The 22,281-nt window shown below is 71.4% G+C and carries 25 protein-coding genes; 10 read left to right on the top strand and 15 right to left on the bottom strand.

The features are described from left to right. Positions 1 to 6: 6 nt before the first annotated feature. The 6 genes from YIM_RS33745 to YIM_RS33770 form a co-directional block, all read right to left on the bottom strand. Entirely contained in the window at positions 7 to 1,308 is a 1,302-nt protein-coding gene (locus tag YIM_RS33745; RefSeq protein WP_153034163.1) for a helix-hairpin-helix domain-containing protein, read from the bottom strand. Next, positions 1,305 to 1,751, bottom strand: coding sequence for a hypothetical protein (locus tag YIM_RS33750; RefSeq protein WP_153034164.1), 447 nt, complete (start codon positions 1,749 to 1,751; stop codon positions 1,305 to 1,307). The genes YIM_RS33745 and YIM_RS33750 overlap by 4 nt, the downstream gene beginning before the upstream one ends. Continuing rightward, complete coding sequence (locus tag YIM_RS33755; RefSeq protein ID WP_153034165.1) at positions 1,748 to 2,356, bottom strand: 4Fe-4S single cluster domain-containing protein; 609 nt, start codon at positions 2,354 to 2,356, stop codon at positions 1,748 to 1,750. Before YIM_RS33755 ends, YIM_RS33750 begins: the two co-directional genes overlap by 4 nt. Continuing rightward, the gene (locus tag YIM_RS33760; RefSeq protein ID WP_153034166.1) at positions 2,344 to 2,559 is read right to left on the bottom strand and encodes a DUF2997 domain-containing protein; all 216 of its coding nucleotides are present in this window, start codon (positions 2,557 to 2,559) and stop codon (positions 2,344 to 2,346) included. The genes YIM_RS33755 and YIM_RS33760 overlap by 13 nt, the downstream gene beginning before the upstream one ends. Continuing rightward, a complete protein-coding gene (locus YIM_RS33765; protein WP_153034167.1) occupies positions 2,556 to 4,196 on the bottom strand; it encodes an AAA family ATPase in 1,641 nt (546 codons plus the stop codon). Before YIM_RS33765 ends, YIM_RS33760 begins: the two co-directional genes overlap by 4 nt. Before the next feature lie 67 nt (positions 4,197 to 4,263). Further along, positions 4,264 to 4,419, bottom strand: a complete 156-nt coding sequence (locus YIM_RS33770) for a hypothetical protein (RefSeq protein ID WP_153034168.1) — start codon at positions 4,417 to 4,419, stop codon at positions 4,264 to 4,266. A gap of 35 nt (positions 4,420 to 4,454) precedes the next feature. Here YIM_RS33770 and YIM_RS33775 point away from each other — a divergent pair, with 35 nt between their 5' ends. Together YIM_RS33775 and YIM_RS33780 are read left to right on the top strand one after the other, a co-directional pair. Continuing rightward, entirely contained in the window at positions 4,455 to 5,234 is a 780-nt protein-coding gene (locus YIM_RS33775) for an NAD(P)-binding domain-containing protein (RefSeq protein WP_228004181.1), read from the top strand. A gap of 46 nt (positions 5,235 to 5,280) precedes the next feature. Next, on the top strand, positions 5,281 to 6,435 hold the full coding sequence (locus tag YIM_RS33780; RefSeq protein WP_153034169.1) for a GyrI-like domain-containing protein: 1,155 nt from the start codon (positions 5,281 to 5,283) through the stop codon (positions 6,433 to 6,435). A gap of 21 nt (positions 6,436 to 6,456) precedes the next feature. On the opposite strand, the gene YIM_RS33785 is transcribed toward YIM_RS33780, so the two are convergent. Beyond that, a complete protein-coding gene (locus YIM_RS33785) occupies positions 6,457 to 7,821 on the bottom strand; it encodes an MFS transporter (RefSeq protein WP_228004182.1) in 1,365 nt (454 codons plus the stop codon). A gap of 260 nt (positions 7,822 to 8,081) precedes the next feature. Between YIM_RS33785 and YIM_RS33790 the strand changes: the two genes are divergently transcribed. Continuing rightward, complete coding sequence (locus tag YIM_RS33790) at positions 8,082 to 9,233, top strand: sensor histidine kinase (RefSeq protein ID WP_153034171.1); 1,152 nt, start codon at positions 8,082 to 8,084, stop codon at positions 9,231 to 9,233. Then, positions 9,230 to 9,886: a response regulator transcription factor gene (locus YIM_RS33795; protein WP_153034172.1), complete on the top strand. Its 657-nt coding sequence runs from the start codon at positions 9,230 to 9,232 to the stop codon at positions 9,884 to 9,886. The genes YIM_RS33790 and YIM_RS33795 overlap by 4 nt, the downstream gene beginning before the upstream one ends. A 3-nt stretch (positions 9,887 to 9,889) precedes the next feature. Here the strand turns inward: YIM_RS33795 and YIM_RS33800 are convergent, their stop codons facing one another. The 6 genes from YIM_RS33800 to YIM_RS33825 all read right to left on the bottom strand — a co-directional run bounded on the left by YIM_RS33800 (position 9,890) and on the right by YIM_RS33825 (position 15,607). Continuing rightward, complete coding sequence (locus tag YIM_RS33800; protein ID WP_153034173.1) at positions 9,890 to 10,747, bottom strand: alpha/beta fold hydrolase; 858 nt, start codon at positions 10,745 to 10,747, stop codon at positions 9,890 to 9,892. 67 nt (positions 10,748 to 10,814) lie between these two features. Beyond that, complete coding sequence (locus YIM_RS33805) at positions 10,815 to 12,086, bottom strand: alpha-hydroxy acid oxidase (protein ID WP_153034174.1); 1,272 nt, start codon at positions 12,084 to 12,086, stop codon at positions 10,815 to 10,817. A 28-nt stretch (positions 12,087 to 12,114) separates the two neighbouring features. Continuing rightward, positions 12,115 to 12,741, bottom strand: a complete 627-nt coding sequence (locus tag YIM_RS33810) for a hypothetical protein (RefSeq protein ID WP_153034175.1) — start codon at positions 12,739 to 12,741, stop codon at positions 12,115 to 12,117. Positions 12,742 to 12,769: 28 nt separating this feature from the next. After that, positions 12,770 to 13,543 (bottom strand): MerR family transcriptional regulator, encoded by a 774-nt coding sequence (locus YIM_RS33815; protein WP_153034176.1) that lies wholly within the window; start codon positions 13,541 to 13,543, stop codon positions 12,770 to 12,772. After that, the gene (locus tag YIM_RS33820) at positions 13,537 to 14,256 is read right to left on the bottom strand and encodes an alpha/beta fold hydrolase (protein ID WP_153034177.1); all 720 of its coding nucleotides are present in this window, start codon (positions 14,254 to 14,256) and stop codon (positions 13,537 to 13,539) included. The genes YIM_RS33815 and YIM_RS33820 overlap by 7 nt, the downstream gene beginning before the upstream one ends. Before the next feature lie 34 nt (positions 14,257 to 14,290). After that, positions 14,291 to 15,607, bottom strand: coding sequence for an FAD-binding oxidoreductase (locus YIM_RS33825; RefSeq protein WP_153034178.1), 1,317 nt, complete (start codon positions 15,605 to 15,607; stop codon positions 14,291 to 14,293). 47 nt (positions 15,608 to 15,654) lie between these two features. Between YIM_RS33825 and YIM_RS33830 the strand changes: the two genes are divergently transcribed. Further along, positions 15,655 to 17,064, top strand: coding sequence for a PLP-dependent aminotransferase family protein (locus tag YIM_RS33830; RefSeq protein ID WP_153034179.1), 1,410 nt, complete (start codon positions 15,655 to 15,657; stop codon positions 17,062 to 17,064). Here the strand turns inward: YIM_RS33830 and YIM_RS33835 are convergent. Further along, positions 17,056 to 17,634 carry a helix-turn-helix domain-containing protein gene (locus tag YIM_RS33835; RefSeq protein WP_153034180.1) on the bottom strand — a complete coding sequence of 193 codons (579 nt, stop codon included), beginning with the start codon at positions 17,632 to 17,634 and terminating at the stop codon, positions 17,056 to 17,058. The genes YIM_RS33830 and YIM_RS33835 overlap by 9 nt on opposite strands. A 65-nt stretch (positions 17,635 to 17,699) precedes the next feature. On the opposite strand from YIM_RS33835, the gene YIM_RS33840 reads away from it, so the two are divergent. After that, a complete protein-coding gene (locus YIM_RS33840; RefSeq protein ID WP_153034181.1) occupies positions 17,700 to 18,155 on the top strand; it encodes a DinB family protein in 456 nt (151 codons plus the stop codon). A gap of 32 nt (positions 18,156 to 18,187) precedes the next feature. Beyond that, positions 18,188 to 19,180 (top strand): alpha/beta fold hydrolase, encoded by a 993-nt coding sequence (locus YIM_RS33845; protein ID WP_153037415.1) that lies wholly within the window; start codon positions 18,188 to 18,190, stop codon positions 19,178 to 19,180. Here the strand turns inward: YIM_RS33845 and YIM_RS33850 are convergent. Then, positions 19,146 to 20,078, bottom strand: coding sequence for a helix-turn-helix domain-containing protein (locus YIM_RS33850; RefSeq protein WP_153034182.1), 933 nt, complete (start codon positions 20,076 to 20,078; stop codon positions 19,146 to 19,148). The genes YIM_RS33845 and YIM_RS33850 overlap by 35 nt on opposite strands. 180 nt (positions 20,079 to 20,258) lie before the next feature. Between YIM_RS33850 and YIM_RS33855 the strand changes: the two genes are divergently transcribed. The 3 genes from YIM_RS33855 (at position 20,259) to YIM_RS33865 (ending at position 22,262) form a co-directional block, all read left to right on the top strand. Then, positions 20,259 to 20,516, top strand: a complete 258-nt coding sequence (locus YIM_RS33855; RefSeq protein WP_153034183.1) for a hypothetical protein — start codon at positions 20,259 to 20,261, stop codon at positions 20,514 to 20,516. Continuing rightward, the gene (locus YIM_RS33860; RefSeq protein ID WP_153034184.1) at positions 20,513 to 21,889 is read left to right on the top strand and encodes a serine hydrolase; all 1,377 of its coding nucleotides are present in this window, start codon (positions 20,513 to 20,515) and stop codon (positions 21,887 to 21,889) included. The genes YIM_RS33855 and YIM_RS33860 overlap by 4 nt, the downstream gene beginning before the upstream one ends. A 64-nt stretch (positions 21,890 to 21,953) precedes the next feature. Continuing rightward, positions 21,954 to 22,262: an STAS domain-containing protein gene (locus YIM_RS33865; protein WP_228005049.1), complete on the top strand. Its 309-nt coding sequence runs from the start codon at positions 21,954 to 21,956 to the stop codon at positions 22,260 to 22,262. Positions 22,263 to 22,281 lie beyond the last annotated feature (19 nt).

Below are 22,281 nucleotides of genomic sequence, written 5' to 3' on the forward strand. Positions count from 1 at the left end.
CAGCCGTCAGATGTCCAGCTGCCGCACGCCGGTGCCGTGGTGCTGGATCCGGCTCGCGGTCGCCCTGGTCCGCAGCCGGACGATTTCGTGCGGTTGCAGGCCGATGGCGATGCCGAAGGCCTCGACGTCGGCGAAACCGCCTTGCCGCCCGCGTAGTTCGATCGCCGCCGCGACTCGTTGCGGGGTCATTCCCGGCAGGCGCGCCAGTTCCGGCGGTGGGGCGGTGTTCAGGTCGACCAGCGACGCCTGCGCGACCGGCGGAACGACCGGCGCGTGACCACGGGCGGGAGTCGGGATCGGCGGCGGCGCGAGCTGCTGCGGGCCCGACACCGCACCAGGCGCGGCGGGCCCACTGGGCGTACCCGGCGCCGGGATGTAGGCCTCGATCGTGTCGCCTTCGCGAAGGTCGATCCTGGACAACCCGACGGTGCACACCCCGCTTCCACTGATCACCGGCACGGCCAGGTTGTCCTTGGCCAGCGAGGTGATCCGCGCCCCGGTCGCCGCGACGGTGGACCGCTCGTTGAAGGTGGTGCCCGCCGGGCGCAGCACGCGGACCATCGAGCCGACGCTGAACCGGTTGGCCTTCTGCACCTCCGGCACCTCCACCGCCGCCACCACGGCGCCGTCCGGCAGGTGGTTGACGCCGTGCGTCACCGCCCAGCCTTCCCGGTGTTCCAGGTACTCGCGCTCGGGCTCGTCGAAACTCACCAGCGCGTCGCCCGGCATCGGCTGCACCTCGCACTGGAACCCGAGCAACACAGTGCCGGGCTGACCGGCGGGCAGCTCGTGCACCGGCCCCGCCGGGCCGTACAGCCGGAGCACCCGCATCGGCTGACCACCGCCACGGCCACCGCGGAGCAACCCGACCAGCGCCCCGTCGCGCAGCACTCCGGCGCGCTGGTGCACCTGAAGGCTGACGCCGGTGATCTCGTCGAAGTACGGCGCGTGCACCTGCGCCGTGCCGGTCTGCCTGCTCGTGTCCGGCGGGACGTCCTCGTCGGTGTACAGCTCGAGCGCGTCGCCGTTGCCGAGGTCGCGCCGCCCGACCACCACAAAAACGTCCTTCAGGAAGCCCACCTCGGTGACCGGCTCGACTTCGCTGGAGAAGAACTTCTTGCGCACCGTGATGCCGAGGCGCAGGTTGTCCGCGAGGACCCGGTCGTTCCGGATCAGCCGCGCCCTGGCACCGCGGGTGGCGCGGCCCGCGCTCACCTGGCCGCCGGGCAGCTCACCGAGGCCGGGCACGGACACCGAGTCGTTGAGCGCCTTGCCGAACTCGATCAGCCCGAGCCTGCGCTCGGTCACGAGGACGCGACCAGCGTGACGCTGATCGACTGGTCGGCGTTGGTCCGCTCGGACTCCACGCGCATGCCGGTCTGGGCGGCCCGCTCCTTCAGCCGCTCGTAGACCTGCCGCTGGACCTCGGCCGCGTAGGCGTTGTCGACCGAGAGCACCAGCTGCTCGGCCTCGGCCGGGTTGATCGCCGGACCGTCCACATGCGCCAGCTGGACGCCGTCCTGGCCGTAGGTGAACTGGATCCGCCGACCGGCCCACTGCGCGACCACGGTGTTCTCGTCACCGCTGACCTGGGCGTTCAGCCCGGTCAGCGCCCTGGTGAGCAGATCGCGGTGCCGCATCCGGGTGCGCACGGTGACCTGGCCCTGACCCTGCGCCTGCGTGTGCGCGGCGATGGTGGCGGCGTTGAGCTGGGCCAGCGCCTGGCTGCGCAGCTTGAGCACGACGCTCATCGTTCGTTCCTTTCGTGCACGGGCGCGAGCAGCGCCTCCAGTGCCTCGGTGGTGGCGAACCCGTTCAGGTCCACCGAGCCGTCGGTGGCGATCCGCAGCTCGATCCGGTTCGGGGCGTCGAGCACGGACTCGTCGTAGCGGCCGGACAGGAAGTGGAAGCGCTGGTTGGCCGAGCCCACCCACGGCCGGCTCGGCTCCGGCCGGTCCGCCAGGTACGGGCCGTCCACCAGCAGATCGGTCGAAGCCAGCAGTTCCGCGCAGGCGGGCCGCTCGCGCAGGTCCTCCACCCGGTGCCCGGTGAAGGTCATCACCGAAAGGCCTTCCGCGCGGACCGCGGTCGCCAACGCGCCGAGGGGTTCCGGCTGGTCGAACGGTTCACCGCCGAGCAGGGTCATCCCCTGCACACCGTGCTCGTCGCGGGCCCGCAGCACCCGCTCGGCCACCTCCGGCCATGGCAACCGCGTCCCGCCCCGGGTGGTCCAGGTCTGCGGGTTGAAGCAGCCGGGGCAGCGGACCGAGCAGCCCTGCGTCCACACCGCGCAGCGCAGGCCCGGCCCCTCCGCCAGGGTGGCGTCGACGATCCGGTGGAGGTTCAGGAGTTCCATTGCGACTGCTGCTGGTTCGCCTGGTTGTCCTGCACCGCCGCGGTGCGCCGGTAGTCCTCGGTGAACTCCGACGACACCGTCTCCGCGTCGAGCAGGTCCTCCAGCAGGGGGATGTAGTCGAGGCACTTCGAACCCGTCACGCCGTGCGTCTCGGCGCTGATCGACCCGTCCCTCCCGACGGTCACGGTCACCCGGTGCGTCATACGTCGATCGTCCTTCCCCGGAGTGGCTCAGCCGGTTCCGACGGCGCCGGAACGGGTTCGGGCATGGCTGGTTCGGCGGCGGCGGCGTCGTCGGTGGCCGCGACCGCGCGAGTCTCCGCCCAGTTCCGGATGGCCAGGATCTCGTCGGACTGGGTGACCGACAGCGGCACCGTCGACTTCACCGCCCGCACCAGGTCCTCCCGGCGCAGCGGCCGCTTCTCGGCGAACGCGTCGACCAGCCCGGACAACACGGCCTGCTCGATCTCGGCGCCGCTGTACCCGTCGCTGCACTCGGCCAGTTCGGCGAACAGCGCGTCGTTCATCGGCAACTCGCTGCCGACGAACTCGTCGGTGACCCGCTTGCGCAGGTGGATCTTCCAGATCACCGCACGCTCGGCGGCCGAGGGCAGGTCGACGAAGAAGATCTCGTCGAAACGGCCCTTGCGCAGGAACTCCGGCGGCAGCGAGTCGACCTGGTTCGCGGTGGCCATCACAAAAACCGGCGCGGTCTTCTCCTGCATCCAGGACAGGAAGGTGCCGAACACCCGGCGGGCGGTGCCGCCGTCGCCCCCGCCGCCCGCACCGGCGAGACCCTTCTCGATCTCGTCGACCCACAGCACGCACGGCGCGATGCCCTCGGCGGTGCGGATGACCGCGCGCATGTTCTTCTCGCTGGAGCCGACCAGCCCGGCGAAGACCCGGCCGAGGTCGAGGCGCAGCAGCGGCAACCGCCACATGCTCGCCACGCAGACCGCGGACAGGCTCTTGCCGCAGCCGGGCACGCCGGTGAGCAGCAGGCCCTTCGGCGCGCTCAGGTTGTAGGCGGCCGCGGCCGGGGTCCAGGTGCCGCTGCGCTTGGTCAGCCAGCGCTTGAGCCGTTCGAGGCCGCCGACGGAGTCGAAGCCCACCTCCGCGGGCACGATGTCGAGCATGCCGGACCGGCGCACGGCCTGGCGCTTCTCGGCCAGGATCAGCTCCAGGTCGCCGGGGTCCAGCCCGCCGCCTTCGACCAGCGCGCGGGCGAACGCGTTCTCCGCCTCGGGCAGGGTCAGCCCGCGGGCCGCGGCGATGAAGCGGTCCCGGTCCTCCCTGGTGATCCCGATGCGCACCTGCTGGCGGTGCGCGTTGACCATGCCGTCGAGCAGTTCACCGATCTGCTGGTGGTCGGGCAGCGGGAAGTCGATGACGGTCGCTTCGTGCTCCAGCTCGGCGGGCACCTTCAGCGACGGCGAGACCAGGATGACGGTCAGCGGCACCGGGCGCGTCTTGAGCGTGGCGGCCAGCTCGCGCAACCGGCGCACGACCTCGGGGTCGGGCCGGTGCCCGCCCTCGGACACCAGCGACGGGTGCAGGTCGACAAAAACGAACACCCCCGGCTCGTTCCAGCTGTGCACCCGCTCCAGCGCCGCCGAGGCCGCCCTGGTCTCGGGCACCGGCGCGCCGCCGGCGGCCGGGGTCAGCCCGGTGATCGAGGACCACACGTGCACCCGGCGCGGGGTGCGCAGCCGGTTCCCGTCCTCGGCGATCGCGCGGATCTCCCGCACCACCCGCTGTTCCTCGTGCGTCTCGACGACGAGCAGCGGATAGCGCGCCTGCAACAACTGGGTCAGCTCTTCGCGAAACCCCCGGCCAACCATCGTTCCCCTCTCGGAAGCCCGGACCGGATGCTATCAGCGCCCACCCGGCCCCGATCGCGAAACGACCTCAGGGCGGGAGCAGTTCGCTCGGCAGCGCGGAACCGGTCTTCACGTTGTCGAGCAGGAACATCGTGTCGTACCGGCGGACGTTTTTGTCCCTTTTGAACAGAACGTCGCACAGGTCCCGGAGCTGCCGGAGTGTCTGGTCGGCGTCGGCCGGCAAGCGCTTGCCGGAGGAAATTGCGTAGCGTCCAGAGCGTGATCGACACCAACACCATCGGCATCATCGGCACGGGCGCCATCGCCAAGGACATCGTCGACGGCCTCGGCGACACCGCCGAGGCGGTCTTCCTCTCCCCGCGCAACGCCCGCACGGCGAACGCACTGGCCGACCGGCACGCCCACGTCCGGGTCTGCGCGGACAACCAGTCCGTGGTCGACGCGGCCCCGTTGCTCCTTCTCTCCGTCCGCCCCGACCAGGTGCCGGAGGCACTCGCCGGGCTGCGGGTACCGGACGACCGGGTCCTCGTCAGCGCGGTCGCGGGGTGGTCCGCCGAAGCGCTGCGCGCCCGGCTCGGCACCGACGCGACGATCGTGCGCTCGATCCCGCTGCCCGCGGTGCGCCGTCGGCAAGGCGTCACCGCCCTGTACCCGGCGCACCCGGTCGCGGAGGAGTTGTTCGGCCGCCTCGGGGGCACCGTCGTGGCCGAGACCGCGGCCGTGTTCGACGCCCTGTCCGCCGCGACCGCGTCGATTTCGAGTTACCTGAGCTACGTGGACACCGTCGCGGGCTGGATCGCCGGACAGGGCATGGCCCCGGAGGCGGCGGAGACCTACGTGCGGAGCATGTTCACCGGCGTCAGCGCCGCACTGGCCGAGCAGGGCACTCCCCTGCCCGAGCTCGCCAAGGCACACGAAACCCCGCGAGGCAACAACGAGGCCCTGCGCACGAGGTGGTTCACCGCGCAGAACCGGGCGGCGCTGGAGGACGCGCTCGAGCACATCCGCGAACGCGTCGCCACGGCCGGACCTGGCTGAGTACCGGTCACGCGTCGCGGCGGTATTCTAGTGCTAGAATAAGACGGTGACCGCGGAACTGACCGATGGCGAGCTGACGGTGCTCGGGCTGCTCGTCGAGCAGCCCCGGCACGGTTACGACCTGGAACGGGTGATCGAGGAACGAGGCGTGCGCGCGTGGACGGCGCTCGGCTTCTCCTCCATCTACTACGTGCTCGACAAACTCGCGAAACGCGGCCTGATCGAGGCGACCGGCGCTCCGGCGAAGGGCAAGGCACGCGTGACCTTCCGCGCCACGGCGGCGGGTCGTGACCTGTGCGCGGCCGCCACCCGCGAGGCGCTGGCGACGCTGACCCCGGCGCGGGCGCGGGTGCTGATCGCGATGGCCAACAGTCCCGCGCTCCCCGAGCGGGACGTGACCGCGGGACTGACACGGCGCCTGGCGGCGTTGCGGGCGCAGCTGACCGAGGTCCGCGCGGCTCGGTCGGCGCAGGAACCCCTGCCCTTCGCCGCTTCCGCGATCTTCGACCACAGCGAGGCCATGCTCAGGGCCGACGTCAGCTGGACCGAAAACACATTGGGCGCACTGGCGAAGGAGACCGCGGTGGACAAGTACGACATCAAGAAGGCCCGCAAGCAGCTCTATTCGGCGCCCACGAAGGAGTTCACCGTCGTCGAAGTGCCCGAGCTGCCGTACCTCGCGATCGACGGCCGGGGCGACCCGAACACCTCGGCCGCGTACGCGAACGCGCTCGAAGCCTTGTACAGCACGGCGTACACGCTGAAGTTCGCCGCCAAGAAGGACCTCGGACAGGACTTCGTGGTGGGCCCGCTGGAGGGACTGTGGCGAGCCGACGACCCCGAGGTTTTCCTCTCACGCCGCAAGGAACTGTGGGAGTGGACGATGATGCTCAGCCTGCCGCCCTGGGTCACCGGGGAAATGGTCCGGGCCGCGGTCGAGGGCGTCGCGAAGAAGAAGGACCTCCCCGCACTCGGCGACCTCGGCCTGCGCACTCTCGCCGAAGGAACCTGCGTGCAGATCCTGCACATCGGTTCCTACGACGACGAAACCCCCACACTGGACCGGCTACACCACCAGTACCTCCCCGAGCACGGCCTCACCTTCAACGGCGACCACCACGAGATCTACCTCAGCGACGCCCGGCGCACCGAGCCCGCCAAGCTCAAAACCATTCTGCGGCAGCCGGTGAAACCCACCTGACAAACGAAAGCCGCACTCGCGTCACCGCGCCGGTACCGCCGCGGTGTCCGGCCAGCGGCGGTGGAGTGCGTCGATGGTGAACGCGTGCGCGTGCCGCCAGCCACCGTCGGCGGTGCGTTCGGCGTCGGCGACGTGCTCTGCGGGGACGTCGAAGTGCACGTGGGTGAGCACCTCGGGATCGTGCCGCGGCCACAGCGCGAACGCGGCCACCGTGCCGCCGGCGGCCAGCACGCCGAGCGCGACCCAGCCCGCCGTGAAGCCGAAGGCGGTCACGCCCCAGCCCGCGATCGGATAGCTGAGCAGCCAGCAGGCGTGCGAGAGCGAGAACTGCGCGGCGAACACCGCCGGCCGGTCCGACTCGGCCGTCGACCGCCGCAGCACCCGGCCCACCGGGGTGAGCACCAGCGCCGCCCCGGCGCCCAGCAACGCCCAGACCACCAGCGATGGCGCCCAAGAACCGTCCACAAGCGACAGTCCGAGCGCACCGGCCACCCCGGCGCACAGCACGAGCGCGCCGGCGGTCATCACCGTGCGCTCGGCCAGCCGGTCGAGCACCTTCGGCAACGCGAGCGCCACCACGATCGTGCCCGCGCCGTTGGCCGCCAGCAGGATCGCCACCTCGGCGTCCGCCAGGCCCAGCACGTCGTGCACGTAGTTCACCGTGTTGACCATGACCACCGCCCCGGCGCCCGCCACCGCGAGGTCCAGCGCCAGCACCGCGCGCAACCTCGGCGTGGCAAGGAAAATCCGGGTTCCGGAGGCGATCCGGTCCAGCACCCCGGTGCGCTCGTTCGGCTTCGCGCGGGGCACACGGGAAGTCACCACCAGCAGTGCCGACACGAGGAACCCGGCCGCGGTCCCGCCGAACAGCCAGTGGAAGCTGAACACGCCCAGCAGCACCGCGGCCAGCAACGGGCTCAGCAGCGTCTCCATGCTCGACGCCAGCGAGGACGCCGACAGCGCCCGGGTGTACTGCTTCTCGTCGGGCAGGATGTCGGGCAGCACCGCCTGGAAGGTCGGCGTGAACGCGGCGGAGGCCGACTGGAGCACGAAGATCAGCAGGTAGACCTGCCAGATCTCGGTGACGAACGGCAGGGCCAGCACCACCGCCGCCCGCACCAGATCCAGCCCGACGAGGAAACCACGCCGCGGCAGCCGGTCGGCGCAGGCGCCCGCGATCGGCGCGATCGTCACGTAGGCGACCATCTTGATCGCCAGTGCCGTGCCCAGCACCGCCCCCGCGCGCGCACCGGCCAGCTCGTAGGCGAGCAGCCCGAGCGCGACGGTCGCCAGCCCGGTTCCCGCCAGCGCCACCACCTGCGCGGCGAACAGATGCCGATACTCCCGGTTCCCGAACACGCCGCCTCCCGCTGTCGTGTCTCGCACTCGGAGCAACCTAACATACATATGAAGAGGTCTTCATTCGTGCGGACGCACGGGGGCTGGTCTGTCCGAAGTGGACTGTGTCCCCGGGGCACGGTCCACCTCGGCGGGGGCAGGGGTTCCGCGTCCCACTAAGTGGTGATGATCGGAAGTGTGGTGGGGGTATTCGGTGGACCCAGGTTTCCGCTGGGCGTGCGGCCAGCGGGAAGCTGGGCCGCCGAGACCCCCGGCAGACTTCCGATCGTGACCACTAAGGTTCTCCCGTGGTCACTCTTCGGCGGGTCCCGGAGTTCCTTCGCCGGTTCGGCGGGGCGCGCTGGCACCTCACCGTGGGCGCCGTGGGCCTGGTGCTGTTCGCCGGGTCGCTGGTGCCGTCGCTGCACAGCCACGGCACGGTGTTCGGCGGCCTGCCCGACCGGCCCTACGACGTGCTGGCCGTGGTGGCGATCGCGCTGCAGTGCGCCCCGCTCGCGCTGTGCCGCCGGTGGCCGGTCGCCTGCCTGGCCGTGGTGTCCGCCGGCTTCGCCATCGACCAGCTCCGCGGTTACCACTCGTTCGCGGGCACCGCGCTGGCCATCGCCGTGCTGAACGCGGGATCCTGGGTGGACCGGCGGCGGAACCTCACCGTACTGCTGTTCACCGCGGTGTACGTACCGCTGTCGGTCACCCTCCACCTGCTCGGCGGGACCGAGACGCTGGCCGGGTACGTCGCCTTCTACCTGGCACTGTGCCTCGTCTGGGGCATCGGGTCGTGGTTCCGGGCGCACCGGGCCGCCGAAGCCGAGCGCCGCCGCCGCGTCGCCGAGGAGACCCGCACCGCCGAACGCACCCGCATCGCCCGCGAACTGCACGACGTGGTCACCCACCACGTGACCGCGATGGTGGTCCAGGCCGAGGCGGCCCGGTACCTGACCACCACGCCGGACCGGCTCGACCGGACCCTGACCGTGGTCACCGACACCGGCCGGGAGGCGCTGACCGAGCTGCGGCACCTGCTCGACCTGCTCGATCCCGAGGCCGGGAACCCGTCCGCCGCCGGGCTCCGCACCCTGGTGGAGCGGACGCGCCAGGCCGGGCAGCCGGTGGAGTTCAGCGAGCGCGGCACCCCGGCACAGGCCACCGGGCACGCCGGTCCGGTGGCCTACCGCGTGGTGCAGGAGGCGCTGACGAACGCGCTCAAGTACGCGCACGGCCACCGCACCTCGGTCCAGGTGCACCACGGCGTCCAGGAGATCACCGTGGAGGTCAGCACCGACGGTTCCGGTCGGCCGACCGGCTCCCCCGGCGGCAGCGGGCGCGGCCTCGACGGGCTCCGCGAACGCGTCGACGTGCTGGGCGGCGACTTCAGCGCGGGCCACGGCACCGGCGGCGGTTTCTACGTGCGGGCGCGGATCCCCGCGGGCAGCACGTCGTGAGCGCGCCGATCCGGGTCCTGGTCTGCGACGACCAGGTGCTGATCCGCACCGGGCTGGTGACGATCATCGACGCCCAGCCCGATCTCGAGGTGGCGGGCGAATGCGGGGACGGGCGGTCCGCGGTCGACCTCGCCGCCCGGCTGCGGCCCGACGTGGTGGTGATGGACGTGCGGATGCCGGTGCTCGACGGGATCGAGGCCACCCGCCTGCTGGCCGGCGCCGGGGTGGCGGAGCCGGTCAAGGTGCTGGTGGTGACCACGTTCAACCTGGACGAGTACGTCTACCGGGCGCTGCGCGCGGGCGCCAGCGGCTTCCTGCTCAAGGAGACTCCCCCGGCCCAGTTGCTGCACGGGATCCGGACCGTGGCCACCGGTTCGGCCCTGCTGGCTCCGGAAGTGACTCGCCAGCTCGTGGGCGCGTACGCCACCCGGATCCGGCCCGCGGAAGCCACTTCGCACGAGGCGCTGACGCCGCGCGAACTGGAGGTGCTTCGCCTCATCGCGGACGGTCTGTCCAACAGCGAGATCGCCGCGACGCTGGTGATCAGCCAGGAGACGGTGAAGACGTTCGTCTCCCGCATCCTCGCCAAGCTCGGCCTCCGTGACCGGGTCCAGGCCGTGGTCTACGCCTACCGCCACGGCCTGGTCACCTGAGCACTACATGTTCTCCGCGATCTGGTCGGCGACGCGCTGGATCGCCTGGATGGCGACGTCGGGCTCGTCGACGTAGATGTAGTGCTCGCTGTTCGCCGCGGTGGTCAGCTTGCTGTCGGTGGACAGCGCCAGCCACTTCTGCTGCCCCTCGGCCCACCGCCGCTCCAGGCCGGGCCCGTACTCGGGAAGGGCGGCCAGGTACTGCTTGCCGTGCGTGATCACCTCCACCGGGATGTCCCCGGCGGAGGCGACCATGCCGTCGGGCACCGCGAGCTGCTCCGGGCCCTGCCCGCTCAGCACGGCCTGCGTCTGGTCGCGCAGCTGCGCCCCGATCCCGGTGGCGGACGCGGGGACCTCCTCGTTGAGATCGGCGCCCTGGCTCGGCGACGTGGCGTCCATCAGGACCAGCCCCTCGACCTTGTCCTGGTGCGCGGGCGCGTACCGGCCCGCGATCAGCCCGCCGAGCGAGTGCCCCGCCAGTACCACCGGCCCGCCACCGGCCACCTGGTCGATCACCCCGGTCAGGATCTTCCCGGTGGTTTCGAAGGTCTGCGGCCCGCCGGGCTGGTCGCTGGCTCCCGCGCCGAGCCGGTCGTAGGAGCAGACCCGGTCCTTCTCCGCCAGCCTGCCCTGTAGCGCGGCGAACTTGTCCAGCCCGTCACCACCGCCGTGCAGGAGGATGATCGTCGGCCGGTGCTCCGACGCGCCCGAGCAGGACACGTTCACCGCCTTGCCGTCGACCTGGATCTTGGCCGTGCCGGTGAGCAGGTCCGCGCCCGCCTCGTCACAACCTGCCAGCGCCATGGCCGCCGCGGCGCAGCTCAGCGCTAGCGCACCGGACGCGTGGCCGTTGCGAATCATTGGAACCCTCCTGAATGGACGATCGATCGGATGCCCGGAACGCTAGTGAGCCGCGGGCCCCCGGTCGTCACCTTGACGGGGGCACCCGCGCGTAGCTCCCATGGGGGACAAACCCGACGTGCTGCCCGCCGATCGCGCCGACGTCCGCGGTGCCCAGCAACGTCATGGTCCGCCGCATGTCCGAGGTGAGGATGTCCAGGCAGCGGTCGACCCCGCGACGGCCGCCCACCATCAGGCCGTAGAGGTAGGGGCGGCCGATGCCCACCGCGCGGGCGCCGAAACCCAGCGCTGCCACCACATCCGCGCCACTGCGCACGCCGGAGTCGAGATAGACCTCGGCGCGGTCACCGATCGCGTCGACCACGCGGGGCAGCAGTTCCAGCGGCACGGGCGAGCGGTCGAGCTGGCGGCCACCGTGGTTGGACAACTGGACGGCGTCGGCACCGGCGTCCACCGCGGCGATCGCGTCCGCCACCGAAAGCACGCCCTTGACCACCACCGGCCCGCCCCACAACTGTTTGAGCCAGGCCACATCCGCCGGGCGCAGCCGCGGTTCGCGCAGGTGGTTGGACGCGCCCCACACGCCGTACTCCGAGCCGGGCGGGAAGGTCGCGAACCGCAGCGGACCGGTGGTCAGTGTGTTCGCCACCCAGGCGGGGCGACGCGCGAAGCCCGCCAGGCTACGGGCGGTGAGCCGTGGCGGGACGGAGAAGCCGTTGCGCAGATCGCTCGCCTTCAGCCCGGTGATCGCCGTGTCGATGGTGAGCACCGCGGCCTCGTAACCGTGCCGCCGCGCTTCCTCGGCGTGCTCGCGGCTCACCGCGCGATCGCGCATCACGTAGAACTGGAACCAGTTCCGGCCACCGACCGCGGCCACGTCCGCGATCGAGGTGGTGGCGTAGGTCGACAGCGTGTAGGGCACCCCGGCGGCCGCCGCGGCCGCCGCCACCGCGATCTCACCGCTGTGGTGGCTCAGCCGGCTGTACCCGGTCGGCGCCAGGAACAGCGGTGAGGCGGCGGGCCTGCCGAGAATGGTGGTGCTCAGGTCGGGGTCGCCGACCTGCTCGAAGGCACGCGGGCTGAACTCGACGCGCTCGAAGGCCTCCCGGTTGCGGCGCAGCGTGACCTCTTCCTCCGCGCCGGTGTGCACGTAGTCCCAGACCGGCGCGGGCACCCGGCGCTTCGCCCGTTTCTCCAGGTCGCCGATGGTGACGCAGCGCGCGAGCCGCCGGTCGACGGCGTCGGGGCGGGCGCCGGTGCGCGACGGGCGCCGCAGGAACGGCTCGACGTCGCTCCAACGCGGGATCCGGCGGCGCGGGTCGGCCGGGAACTGGCTCACTTACGGACCTCCAACTCATACGACAAAGTCACTTCCCGCCGCGGGTGCGTGGTTCCGGGATGCCGAGATAGCTCCGGACCTTGACCTGGGTCGTGCCCAGGTAGTCGGCGACCCAGCGGACGTCCTCGTCGTGGCGTTCGTAGAGCACGCGCACCACATCCTGGATCCTCGACCACGCGGAGGTGCGGGCGTCCACCCGCTTCCTGCCGTGGTCCGCGGCATACGCCGCCCCGAGTTCTTCCAGGAAGTCGACACCGTGCTCCTCGCGGTAGGCCGCGTAGAACCGCTCCGCCTCCGCCCGCACGGCTTCCTCGATGAAGCGCTGCCGCTCCGGATCTTCCTCGTACTCCTGCCGCAGGCGCTCACGCGCCCCGGCGTGCAAGTGGCGGCGCCAGCCGGGCAGCCGCGGCAGCTCCAGCGGGTGCGCGGCCGCCCAGTCCGCGATCGCCCCGGTCCTGGCCCGGGCTTCCGCCGCCCACAGCCGGTCCCGCAGCCCGGCGACCTGGTCACCGGTGCGCGCCCGCGCGGCCGCTTCGGCGGGAGGGACTTCTTCCTTGCGCTCCAGCACTTCACGATAGGCCTTGAAGAACGTCCGCAGCCGCTTGTCCGGCTCGTGGGCCAGGTTCGACAGCACCGGCAGTTCGTCATCGGCCATACCGCCATCTTGCCGGGTGACCGGCCCGTCAGCGCCCGTCCGGAGCCACGCGCTCGAGTTTGGTCCAACCAGTCCAGCCGCGCTCGCGCAGCAGGTCGATCAGGCGGCGCGCCGGTGGCGCGGTGTCGAACGCCAGCGCGTCCATCAACTCGGCGAACGGCGGCGCGAGATCGGTGTCACCGACGTAGTCCTCACCCCGTTCCTCGGCGGTTCGCGTGAGGTAGGCGGCCAGGTGGTCGGCCAGTCCGGGCAGCCGCGAGTCGTCGCCGTCGAGCGCCTGGCCCAGGGTGCGGTAGAAGTCGGCGAGCAGCGGGTCGTCGAGGTGTTCGCGCTTGCGCGCCGCCCATTCCGGGACCCGCTCGGGTGAGTGCGCCACGAGCGGGATCCAGCCGTCGCGTTCGACCTGGACGATCCGCTCGTCGACACCGAGCGCCCGCAACCGGTCGAGCAGCTCGACCACTTCCGGCGGCAGCACCAGGTGGTCTCCGGCGGTGAGGCGGGCGATCCGCTCGCGATGCCGTTGCCGTTCCCGGATCTCCGCGCGCAGCCGCCGGTCGATCCCCGCGACCGCCGCGGCGAACTCGTCCTCACCGGCGTCGAGAAGCTCGCGCACGCGCGCCAGCGGGACCCCGGCTTCGGCGAGGGTGCGGATCTTGATCAGCTCGACCGCGGCACCGGCGCCGTACCGCCGATACCCGGAGTGGTCCCGCTCGGGCTCGGGCAGCAGGCCCTTGGCGTGGTAGTGCCGGACCGCGCGCACCGTCACCCCCGCGTACGCCGCCAGCTCGCCGATGGTCAACATCGGGCCAGTATCCGCGCGATCTCCGGCGCGTGCGTGACGACCAGCCGGTGGTCGGCGTCGAGCCAGTGCGTGGTGATCGACGGCAGTTCACGCGTGAGCCGCTCGACCCCGGCGCGCCAGTTCCGGTTCCGCCACGGCGTGCGGCCTTCCTCGCTGTTCCCGGCCATCGAGGTCGACATGATCATGGTGACCGGGCGGTCGAGCTGCCGGTACCGCGCGAGAATGCCCGCACGCACCACGTCGATCTCCAGGTTCAGGGCGAGGATGTCGGCCGCGGTGAGCGACTGGTGCGCGGCCAATTCCTCCGCCATCGCACGGAATTCCGGCAGGTCGGCCTCGCCGAGGAACGGTTCGGGCACCGGGTTCGCCCCGTCGATCAGCACGAGCCCGGCCACCGCGTGTTTCGCGGCGTGGTGCACGGCCAGATCCGCGCCCAGCGAATGCCCCACGAGCAGGGGCGGCTCGTCCAGCGTCGCGAGCACGGCGGTGAGGTCGCCGAGTAACGCGTCGAAGGTGTACCGGTCGGCGGGCGAAGATCGGCCGTGGCCCCGGAGGTCGAAGCTCAGCACGTCGTGGTCGAGACGCAGCAGCTCGATCAGCTCGCGCAGATCGTCCTGCGTGGTGAGGAGCCCCGGGCACAGGACGAGCGGACGTCCACGGCCGCCGCGGCACATCGCGATCGTGACGCCGTCGTGGTGGATTTCGGTGGTCATGCCGCCAGGCTGAAGGGTTGACCCTGCGTCATGGTCAAGCCCGCGGATCGATGTTCGGATTGAGGTGGAAGACGTTGCCGGGGTCGTAGGCGCGTTTGAGCGCGACGAGCCGGGCGAGCTTGGCCGGCGGGAAAGCGCGCTGGATCCGGTCGTCGCTGAGGGAGTTGACGTACACGCCGTCCGCGAACGGTTCGACGGCACGGGCGCTCCGCCGGGCGGCGGCCATCCGCGCGCCGTCCTCGGCGGGGTCGGTCCAGCCGATTCCCGTGCCGTACTCGAACTTCGTGCCGCGATAGCTGAACGCGGTGTCCTCGTCGGCCACGTCGGCGATCGCACCGCCGTACGCCTGAAGACCGGCGTTGGGCAGACCGGGCTGCCGCGGGTCGTCCGCGCCACGGGACAGGAACGCGTCGATCGCGGCGTCGGACAGCCCGGGCAGGTAGTGGCCCTTCGAGTAGCGGCGCAGGGCGTGGCGGCCGGTCTGATCGTCCCGCTGCTGGAGGTCCAAATAGGACAGTTCACCGACGCGGCTTTCCCGCGGGCGCCCGAGTTCGCGCATCCTCCGCACCAGCGGCTCCGCCGCGGTCGGGTCGCCGACCCAGACGAAGCCCACTTCGAGTCGCCCGCCCTGCCCCAGTGACGCGGTGAAGGTCGCCCGCCGGGGCGCTTCGGCGCTCAGGTCGCGCCAGGTGCGCATGACCGCGGTGGCCCGCTCGGCGGGGAACTCGTACTCGGCCACCAGTGCCCGCGTGCCCACCGGGTGCAGCGCGAACTCGAACTCGGTGACGATGCCGAAATTGCCGCCACCGCCACGCAGTCCCCAGAACAGCTCGGGATTCTCGGTGGCGCTCGCCCGGACCACCGCGCCCTCGGCGGTGACCACCTCGAACGACAGCACGTTGTCGCAAGCCAGTCCGTACTGCCGGGCGAGCCAGCCCATGCCGCCGCCGAGGGTCAGCCCGCCGACGCCGGTGTGGGACACGTTGCCCGCGGTGGTCGCCAGCCCGTGCCGCTGTGCCGCGCGATCGAGTTCGCCGAGCAGGGCGCCGCCGCCGACCCAGGCCCGGCGGCCCTCGACGCGCACGCCGTTCAGCGGGGTCAGGTCGATCATCAGCCCGTCCTCGGGCACGGCCAGCCCCAGCCCGCTGTGCCCGCCGCAGCGAACGCCGATCTCCAGGTCGCGCTCGCGGGCCAGGCGCACGGCGCGCACCACGTCGGTGACGCTCGCGCAGCGCGCGATCAGCCGCGGGCGCCGGTCGACCATCGCGTTCCAGACGGTCCGCGCCTGGTCGTAGCCGGGGCTGCCCGGCTGGAGGAGCTGGCCGTCGAAGGCGGTTTCGGTAGTGGTCATGGTGACCAGCGTGACGGGAATCGGTCCGGACCCTAAAGTCCAATTCCATGTCGCGATCCAGGACCAATTCGCTGTCCGCCGAACTGCTCGTCCAGCTCGACCGGGACACGAAGGTACCGCTGCACCGCCAGCTGGGGACCGCCATCCGGGAAGGCGTCCAGTCCGGGCGGTTGCCGCTCGGCACCTCGCTGCCGCCAACCCGGGCGCTGGCCGCGGACCTCGGTGTGTCGCGCGGCGTGGTCGTCGAGGCGTACCAGCAGCTGGTGGCCGAGGGGTACCTGGCGAGCCGGTCCGGCGGCTACACCCAGGTCGCCGCCGGGGCGCGGACCGCACCGCGACCGGCACCGCGGGCCGTCCGGCCACCGGCGCCCGCGATCGACTTCGGCTACGGACGGGCCGACGTGTCGAGCTTCCCGCGAGCCGCCTGGCTGCGGTCGATCCGCCGCGTGCTCACGGAAATCCCGGCGGACCGCTTCGGTTATCTCGACGGGCGCGGTGTGCCGGAACTGCACCTGGCGCTGAGCGACTACCTCAACCGCGTGCGCGGCACGGCGGCCACGCCGGACCGCGTGGTCATCTGCAACGGTTACGCCCAGGGCCTCGCGCTGCTGCTGCGGGTGCTCGCCGACGCCGGTGCGAAGCGGATCGCGGTGGAGGATCCCTCGGCCGACGACGACGCCCGGCCGATCGCCGCCGCACTGGGCATGTCGGTCACCGGCGTTCCGGTCGGGCCCGAGGGAATCGACGTGACCGCGCTCGACCGCACGCACGCCGACGCCCTCGTGCTCACCCCGTCGCACCAGTGGCCGACCGGCGGTGTGCTGGCCGCGGACGCGCGCGCGGCGGTGGTGCGCTGGGCCGCCCGCACCGGCGCGCTGGTGATCGAGGACGACTACGACACCGAATACCGCTACGACCGCGCGCCCATCGGTGCCCTGCAGGGCCTGGCACCCGAGCAGGTCGCCTACGCCGGAACCGCGAGCAAAACGCTCGCGCCGGGGTTGCGGCTCGGCTGGCTCGTGCTGCCCGCGCACCTCGTCGGTCCGGTCGCGGAGGCGAAGGTGGCCGCCGACCGGGGCTCGCCGGTGATGGACCAGCTGACCTTCGCCGATTTCCTCACCCGCGGCGAATTCGACCGGCACCTGCGCCGCATGCGCCCGGTCTACCGGCGCCGCCGCGACGCGCTGCTCGGCGCGCTGCACGAGTTCCTGCCCGAGCTGGAACCGGCGGGCATCTCGGCCGGGCTGCACCTGGTGACCTGGCTGCCGCCCGGCTGGGACGAGGCGGCCGTGGTCGAAACGGCGGCCGCGAACGGCGTCGGCATCGCGGGGCTGGCGCAGTACCACCTCGGACGGCCCGAACGCGGCGGCCTGATCTTCGGTTACGCCACGCTCAACGAACAGACCATCCGGCGTGGCGTCGCCCGGCTCGCCGCCATCCTCGACGCTTCACCGTGAGCTGGCGCGGATGTGGGCGCGTTCGCCCTGAGGGCCGAAGAGGACGAGCAGTTCGACCGCCCGTCCGTCGGCGGTGCCGAGAAAGTGCGGCAGCGCGGTGTCGAACTCGGCCGCCTCCCCTGGCGGCAGCACCAGGTCGCGGTCGCCGACCACCAGCCGCAGTCGTCCGTCGAGCACGTAGAGCCACTCGTACCCGCCGTGGGTCTGCGGGGTCGGCTCCCCCGGTTCCGCCCTGGCCGGGATGAGCATCTTGAACGCCTGCAGCCCGCCCGCCCGCCGGGTCAGCGGCACGAACGTCATGCCGTGGCGGTGGATCGGCTTCAGGTGGATGCGCGGATCCCCGGTGCGCGGCGCGCCGACGAGGTCGTCGAGCGGCACCCCGTACGACCGGGCCAGCGGCAGCAGCAGTTCCAGGTTGGGCCGGCGGCGGCCGCTTTCCAGCCTGGACAGCGTGCTCTCCGAGATGCCGGTGGTCGCGGACAGCTCGGCCAGCGTGAACCCCCGCTGCTTGCGCAGCCCGCGAAGGCGCGGCCCGACCGCTTCCAGCGCGTCCTCGATCTCCTCAGCCATCCCCCCATCTTGCCGACTCGGCAAGATTTCGTGCAATCCGGTGCCGAGCCGGGCAACAGTGCCTCATGACCACTTTGGACCAGGGGCCGCCCAGGACCGGCCCCGGCGAGAAGGAAGTCCTGGTGGGTTTCCTGGACTACCTGCGCACGTCGGTGGCCGCCAAGGCCGAGGGCGTGCCCGAACCCCACGTCCGCACCGCGGGCGTGCCGTCGGGCACCAATCTGCTCGGCCTGGTCAAGCACCTCACCCACGTCGAACGGCACTGGCTGCTCGGGGTCCGCACCACCAACTGGGGCGCCACCTTCCGCCCGGCACCGAAGGAAAGCGCCGAGGAGATCCTCGCCGCCTACCGGGCGACCACCGCGCGGGCCAACGAAGTCATCGCGGCCACCGAGCTGACCGAGTCCGTCACGGGCGCCTCGCTGCGCTGGACGCTGACCCATCTGATCGAGGAAACCGCCCGGCACGCCGGGCACGCCGACATCCTCCGCGAATTCATCGACGGCAGCCGCGGCCGATGACCCCGAACCGAAAGACAGTCCCGATGCACCGGATCCTCCGCCGCGCCGCCGCCGCACTGGCCGCGGCCGTGCTACTCACCGCCTGTGGTTCGGCCACCGAGGTGGTGGACAGATCAGCGCCCGCCGCCGATCACGAGGCCGCGACCCGTGGCGACGCCGAGTTCTCCGCCCGCTTCCGCCACGAGTTCGCCGACGTCGACGGTGTGCGCATGCACTACGTCACCGGCGGCACCGGCCCCGCGCTCGTGCTGCTGCACGGCTGGCCGCAGACCTGGTACAGCTGGCGCGAAATCCTGCCCGCGCTCGCCGACCACTTCACCGTGTACGCGATCGACCTACCCGGCCTCGGCGACAGCGCGGGCGCCCCGCCCAGCTACGACAAAGCCACCCTCGCCCGCTACACCCACACCCTCGTCGCCGACCGGCTCGGGCAGCGGGACGCGCGGATCGCCGGGCACGACCTCGGTGCCGCGGTCGCCTTCCAGTACGCCGCGCAGTTCCCCGGCGACGTCGGCAAACTCGCCTACCTGGACCTGCCACTGCCGGGTCCGGCGATCGACGCCACCACCTACCGCGGACTGAGCTGGCACATCGCCTTCCACTCCCAGCCGCGGGTGCCGGAAACCGTAGTGGGAAACGACGTCCGCGACTACCTCGCGTTGTTCTACCCGCAGGTCGCGTTCGGCGGCACGGCCTTCGGCGGACCCGGCGCTCCGTCGCCGTTCGACGAAGCCGAAGTCGACGAATACGCCCGGACCTACACCCGGCCCGAAGTGCTCCACGGCGGCTTCGAGCTGTACCGCACCCTGGGCCAGGACGTCGCGGCCAACACCGGCGCCGCTCCCATCACCACGCCGACCCTGCTGATGAGCGCCGAAGGCCTGCTCGAATCCACCAGGGCCACGGTGGCACCCCGGATCAGCACGATCGCGCGTGCCGTCGAGGTTCCCCGCGCCGGGCACTGGCTCGTCGAAGAGAACCCCGGGTTCGTCACCACGGAACTCGTGAACTTCCTGCGTCAGTGATCGCCCGGCGCTGAACCCCGTTCAGCCGATCCGGCCGGGCGACGAGCGCGCAGGTTCCGTCGCCGATCTCTTCCAGCGCGAGGGGATCGGCGATGGCCGGTTGTTCGCGGATCGCACCGAGTGCCGCGATGGTGCGATCCAGGGACCAGCCGAGCGCACTGGCCAGCACGTCCGGCGTGAGCGGCCGGCCGCCGTGCGCGAGCGCGGCGATCACCGTCAGCGCGTCGTACACCACGGAGTCGGCGAGGGTGCTGCCGTCCATCTGCTCGCTGAGCCTGCCGAAGAACCGGGCCATCTCCCCGAACCTGGCCGCGGCGGTCGTTCCCGCGCCGAAGATCTCGGCGCCCTGCCGCGCGGCGGTGGCGATCTCGCGGTGCGCGCCGGTGTCGGTCTGCCAGGCACGGAGCCAGACTTCGTCGTCGACGCCGTACCGCTCGCGGCGTTCGCCGGGATCCGCTTGGCGCACCACCAATCCCATCGCTTCGAGATAACCGATGGACTTGGACACCGACGCCGGGCTGACCCGCAACCGGCGCACCAGCTCGGCCGCGGTCAGTCCGCGGTCCGCGGTGAGCAGGCAGACGAACACCCTCGCGGTCATCCGGGGCATCCCGGTCGCGGCCAGCAGACCGGCGAACCGGTCGACAAAACCGCCGGACGTCCCGTCCTGCTCGGGTTCCGCGGGCTTCGCGGGTTTGCTCCGGCGGGCGCGGTGCCCGGCGACCTGCTGGGCGTGGTCGGGCCGGTAGTCGCCGGACGTGCCGTTGCGCGCCACCTCACGGCTGATCGTGGACGTGGGGCGGTCGAGCCGCCTGCCGATCTCGGCGTATCCGAGCCCGTCGGCCAGCCATCTCGCGATGCGCCGCCGCTCCTCGTGGGTCAGCCGGGGTCCCGGCACACCGATCACCTCCCCCTTTGCGTTCAGCCACAGTACAGTGCAACGGCCACTCCGGGTAATTGCATTCACCCGCAATCCTGTTGCAACGATATGCCGTTCTACGTGGCAATTTCACTGCATTCTCGTTGACGATCGAGCGAACGCAACGTAGCTTTCGTTCATTCTGAAAGGGGAATCACCATGCACGTACTGGTCGTGTCGACCGTGTCGGACAACGGGAAGTTCTGGACCGGGCTGAAGAAGGCCCGCACCCGGTTGCCCAAGGCCGCCAAGTGGAAGCTCGCGGTGGCGAGCGCGGACGGGACCAAGGCGGTCAACGTCATCACCCACGAATCCGTCGAGAGCGTCCGGGAATTCTTCGAAGCGCACGCGGGCGCGTACGCCACCACGGAGTACTTCGAGGCGGACGCCGCGAACGCGGTCGGTCTCCCGCGATGACCGTCGACGTACCGCGGCTGCGAGCCGTGACCGCCGGACTCCTCGCCGAGTACGGCATTCCCAGCGCCGCCATCGGCATTCTCCACAATGGACAGATCACCGAGTTCGCCACCGGCGTCCGAAACGCGGGAACCGGCGAACCCGCCACCACCGACACGGTGTACCAATGCGGTTCGATGACCAAAACCTGGACCGCACTGGCTTTCCTGCAACTCGTCGACGAAGGCGGGGTCGAGCTGGACGAGCCGGTGCGGACGTACCTGCCCGGGTTCGCGGTGGCCGATCCCGGGGTGAGCGCCCGCGTCACCCCTCGCCATCTGCTGTACCACACCAGCGGGATCGAGGAGGACTTCGGCGATCCCGGTGAAGGCGACGACGTCTACCAGCGCATGGTGGAGAACATCGCCGACGCGCCACAGGTTTCACCGCTGGGCCACACCCACGGTTACAGCGCGGCGCTGGGTTATGCCGTGCTCGCCCGGATCCTGGAAGTGCGCGACGGCAAGCCGTGGGACGAGATCATGCGGGAGCGCCTGTTCGAGCCCATGGGCCTGACCAGTACGAACAGCCGAAACGATCGGGTCGACCCGAGCCGTGCGGCGACCGGGCACCTGATCCGGTCGCTCGGCGAAGGCCCGATCGTCACCCCGATCGACTTCCTCCCGCGTGCCTACGGTCCCGGCGGCAACATCACCTCGACCACCGGCGAAGTGCTGGCGCTGGCGCACGTCCTCCTCAACGAGGGCACGGCCCCGGACGGACGGCGGATCCTCTCGGCCGAAGGCATCCGGGAGATGACGCGGTCACGGGTCCCGGTGCCCGATCCGTACCTGTTCGGGCCGGAATGGGCGCTCGGCCTGATCGTCTGCGACTGGCACGGCCAGACCGTCTACGCCAGCGACGGCAGCACGATCGGCCAGAACGCCCGGCTGCGGCTGCTGCCGGACTCGGACACCGCCATCGTGCTGCTGACCAACGGCGGCCCACGGGAAAGCTTCTACCGCAAGGTGTTCAACGAGATCCTGACCGATCTCGGCACGGTCACCGTACCGGAGCTGCCCGCCCCGGATCCCGCGCTGAAGCTCGATCCGTCCCGGTACGAAGGCGTTTACCAGCGGCCGGGGGCAAGGTACGAAGTGCACGCGGAAGCCGGGAAGCTGCATCTGACCGTGTTCCTCGACCCGATGCAGGCGGACTTCCTCGGCAAGCCCGACCGCCTCACCTACGACCTGCTTCCCGTGAGCGAAACCCATTTCCTGATGCCTCCCGCGGACGCGCTGGAGGACGTCCAGCCGGTCGCGCTCCACGACTTCACCGGCGGCCGTGCCGGTTACTTGCACACCAACTGCAGAACGAACCCACGACGGGAGTGACCGCCTCGGCTACGCTCGGTGTTGTCGATGTCAACCGAGTACAGGAGCGATCGTGGGTCTCGCGGTGCGATGGAAGCGCACGCCGGCAAAGCTCGTCGTCACCGTGGAAGGTGAAGTCGACACCAGTACGGTGCGGAGACTGAAGGACTCCGTGGCCACCGCGAGGGACAACGGGGAGGATCTGGACCTGGTCGTCGACCTGCGCCGGGTGACCTTCCTCAACTCGGCGGGGCTGGCCGCACTGGTCGAGGTCGCCAGCCAGTGCCACCGCGTCGGCCAGGAGCTCCGGCTGGTCTGCACCACGCACGCCGTGCTGAACCCGATCCGGCTCACCGGCCTGGACCAGGTGTTCACCATCGTCGACACACCCTGAGTCCGCGTGGCAGGTTGGG

The organism is Amycolatopsis sp. YIM 10 (genome assembly GCF_009429145.1).
Classification (GTDB): domain Bacteria; phylum Actinomycetota; class Actinomycetes; order Mycobacteriales; family Pseudonocardiaceae; genus Amycolatopsis.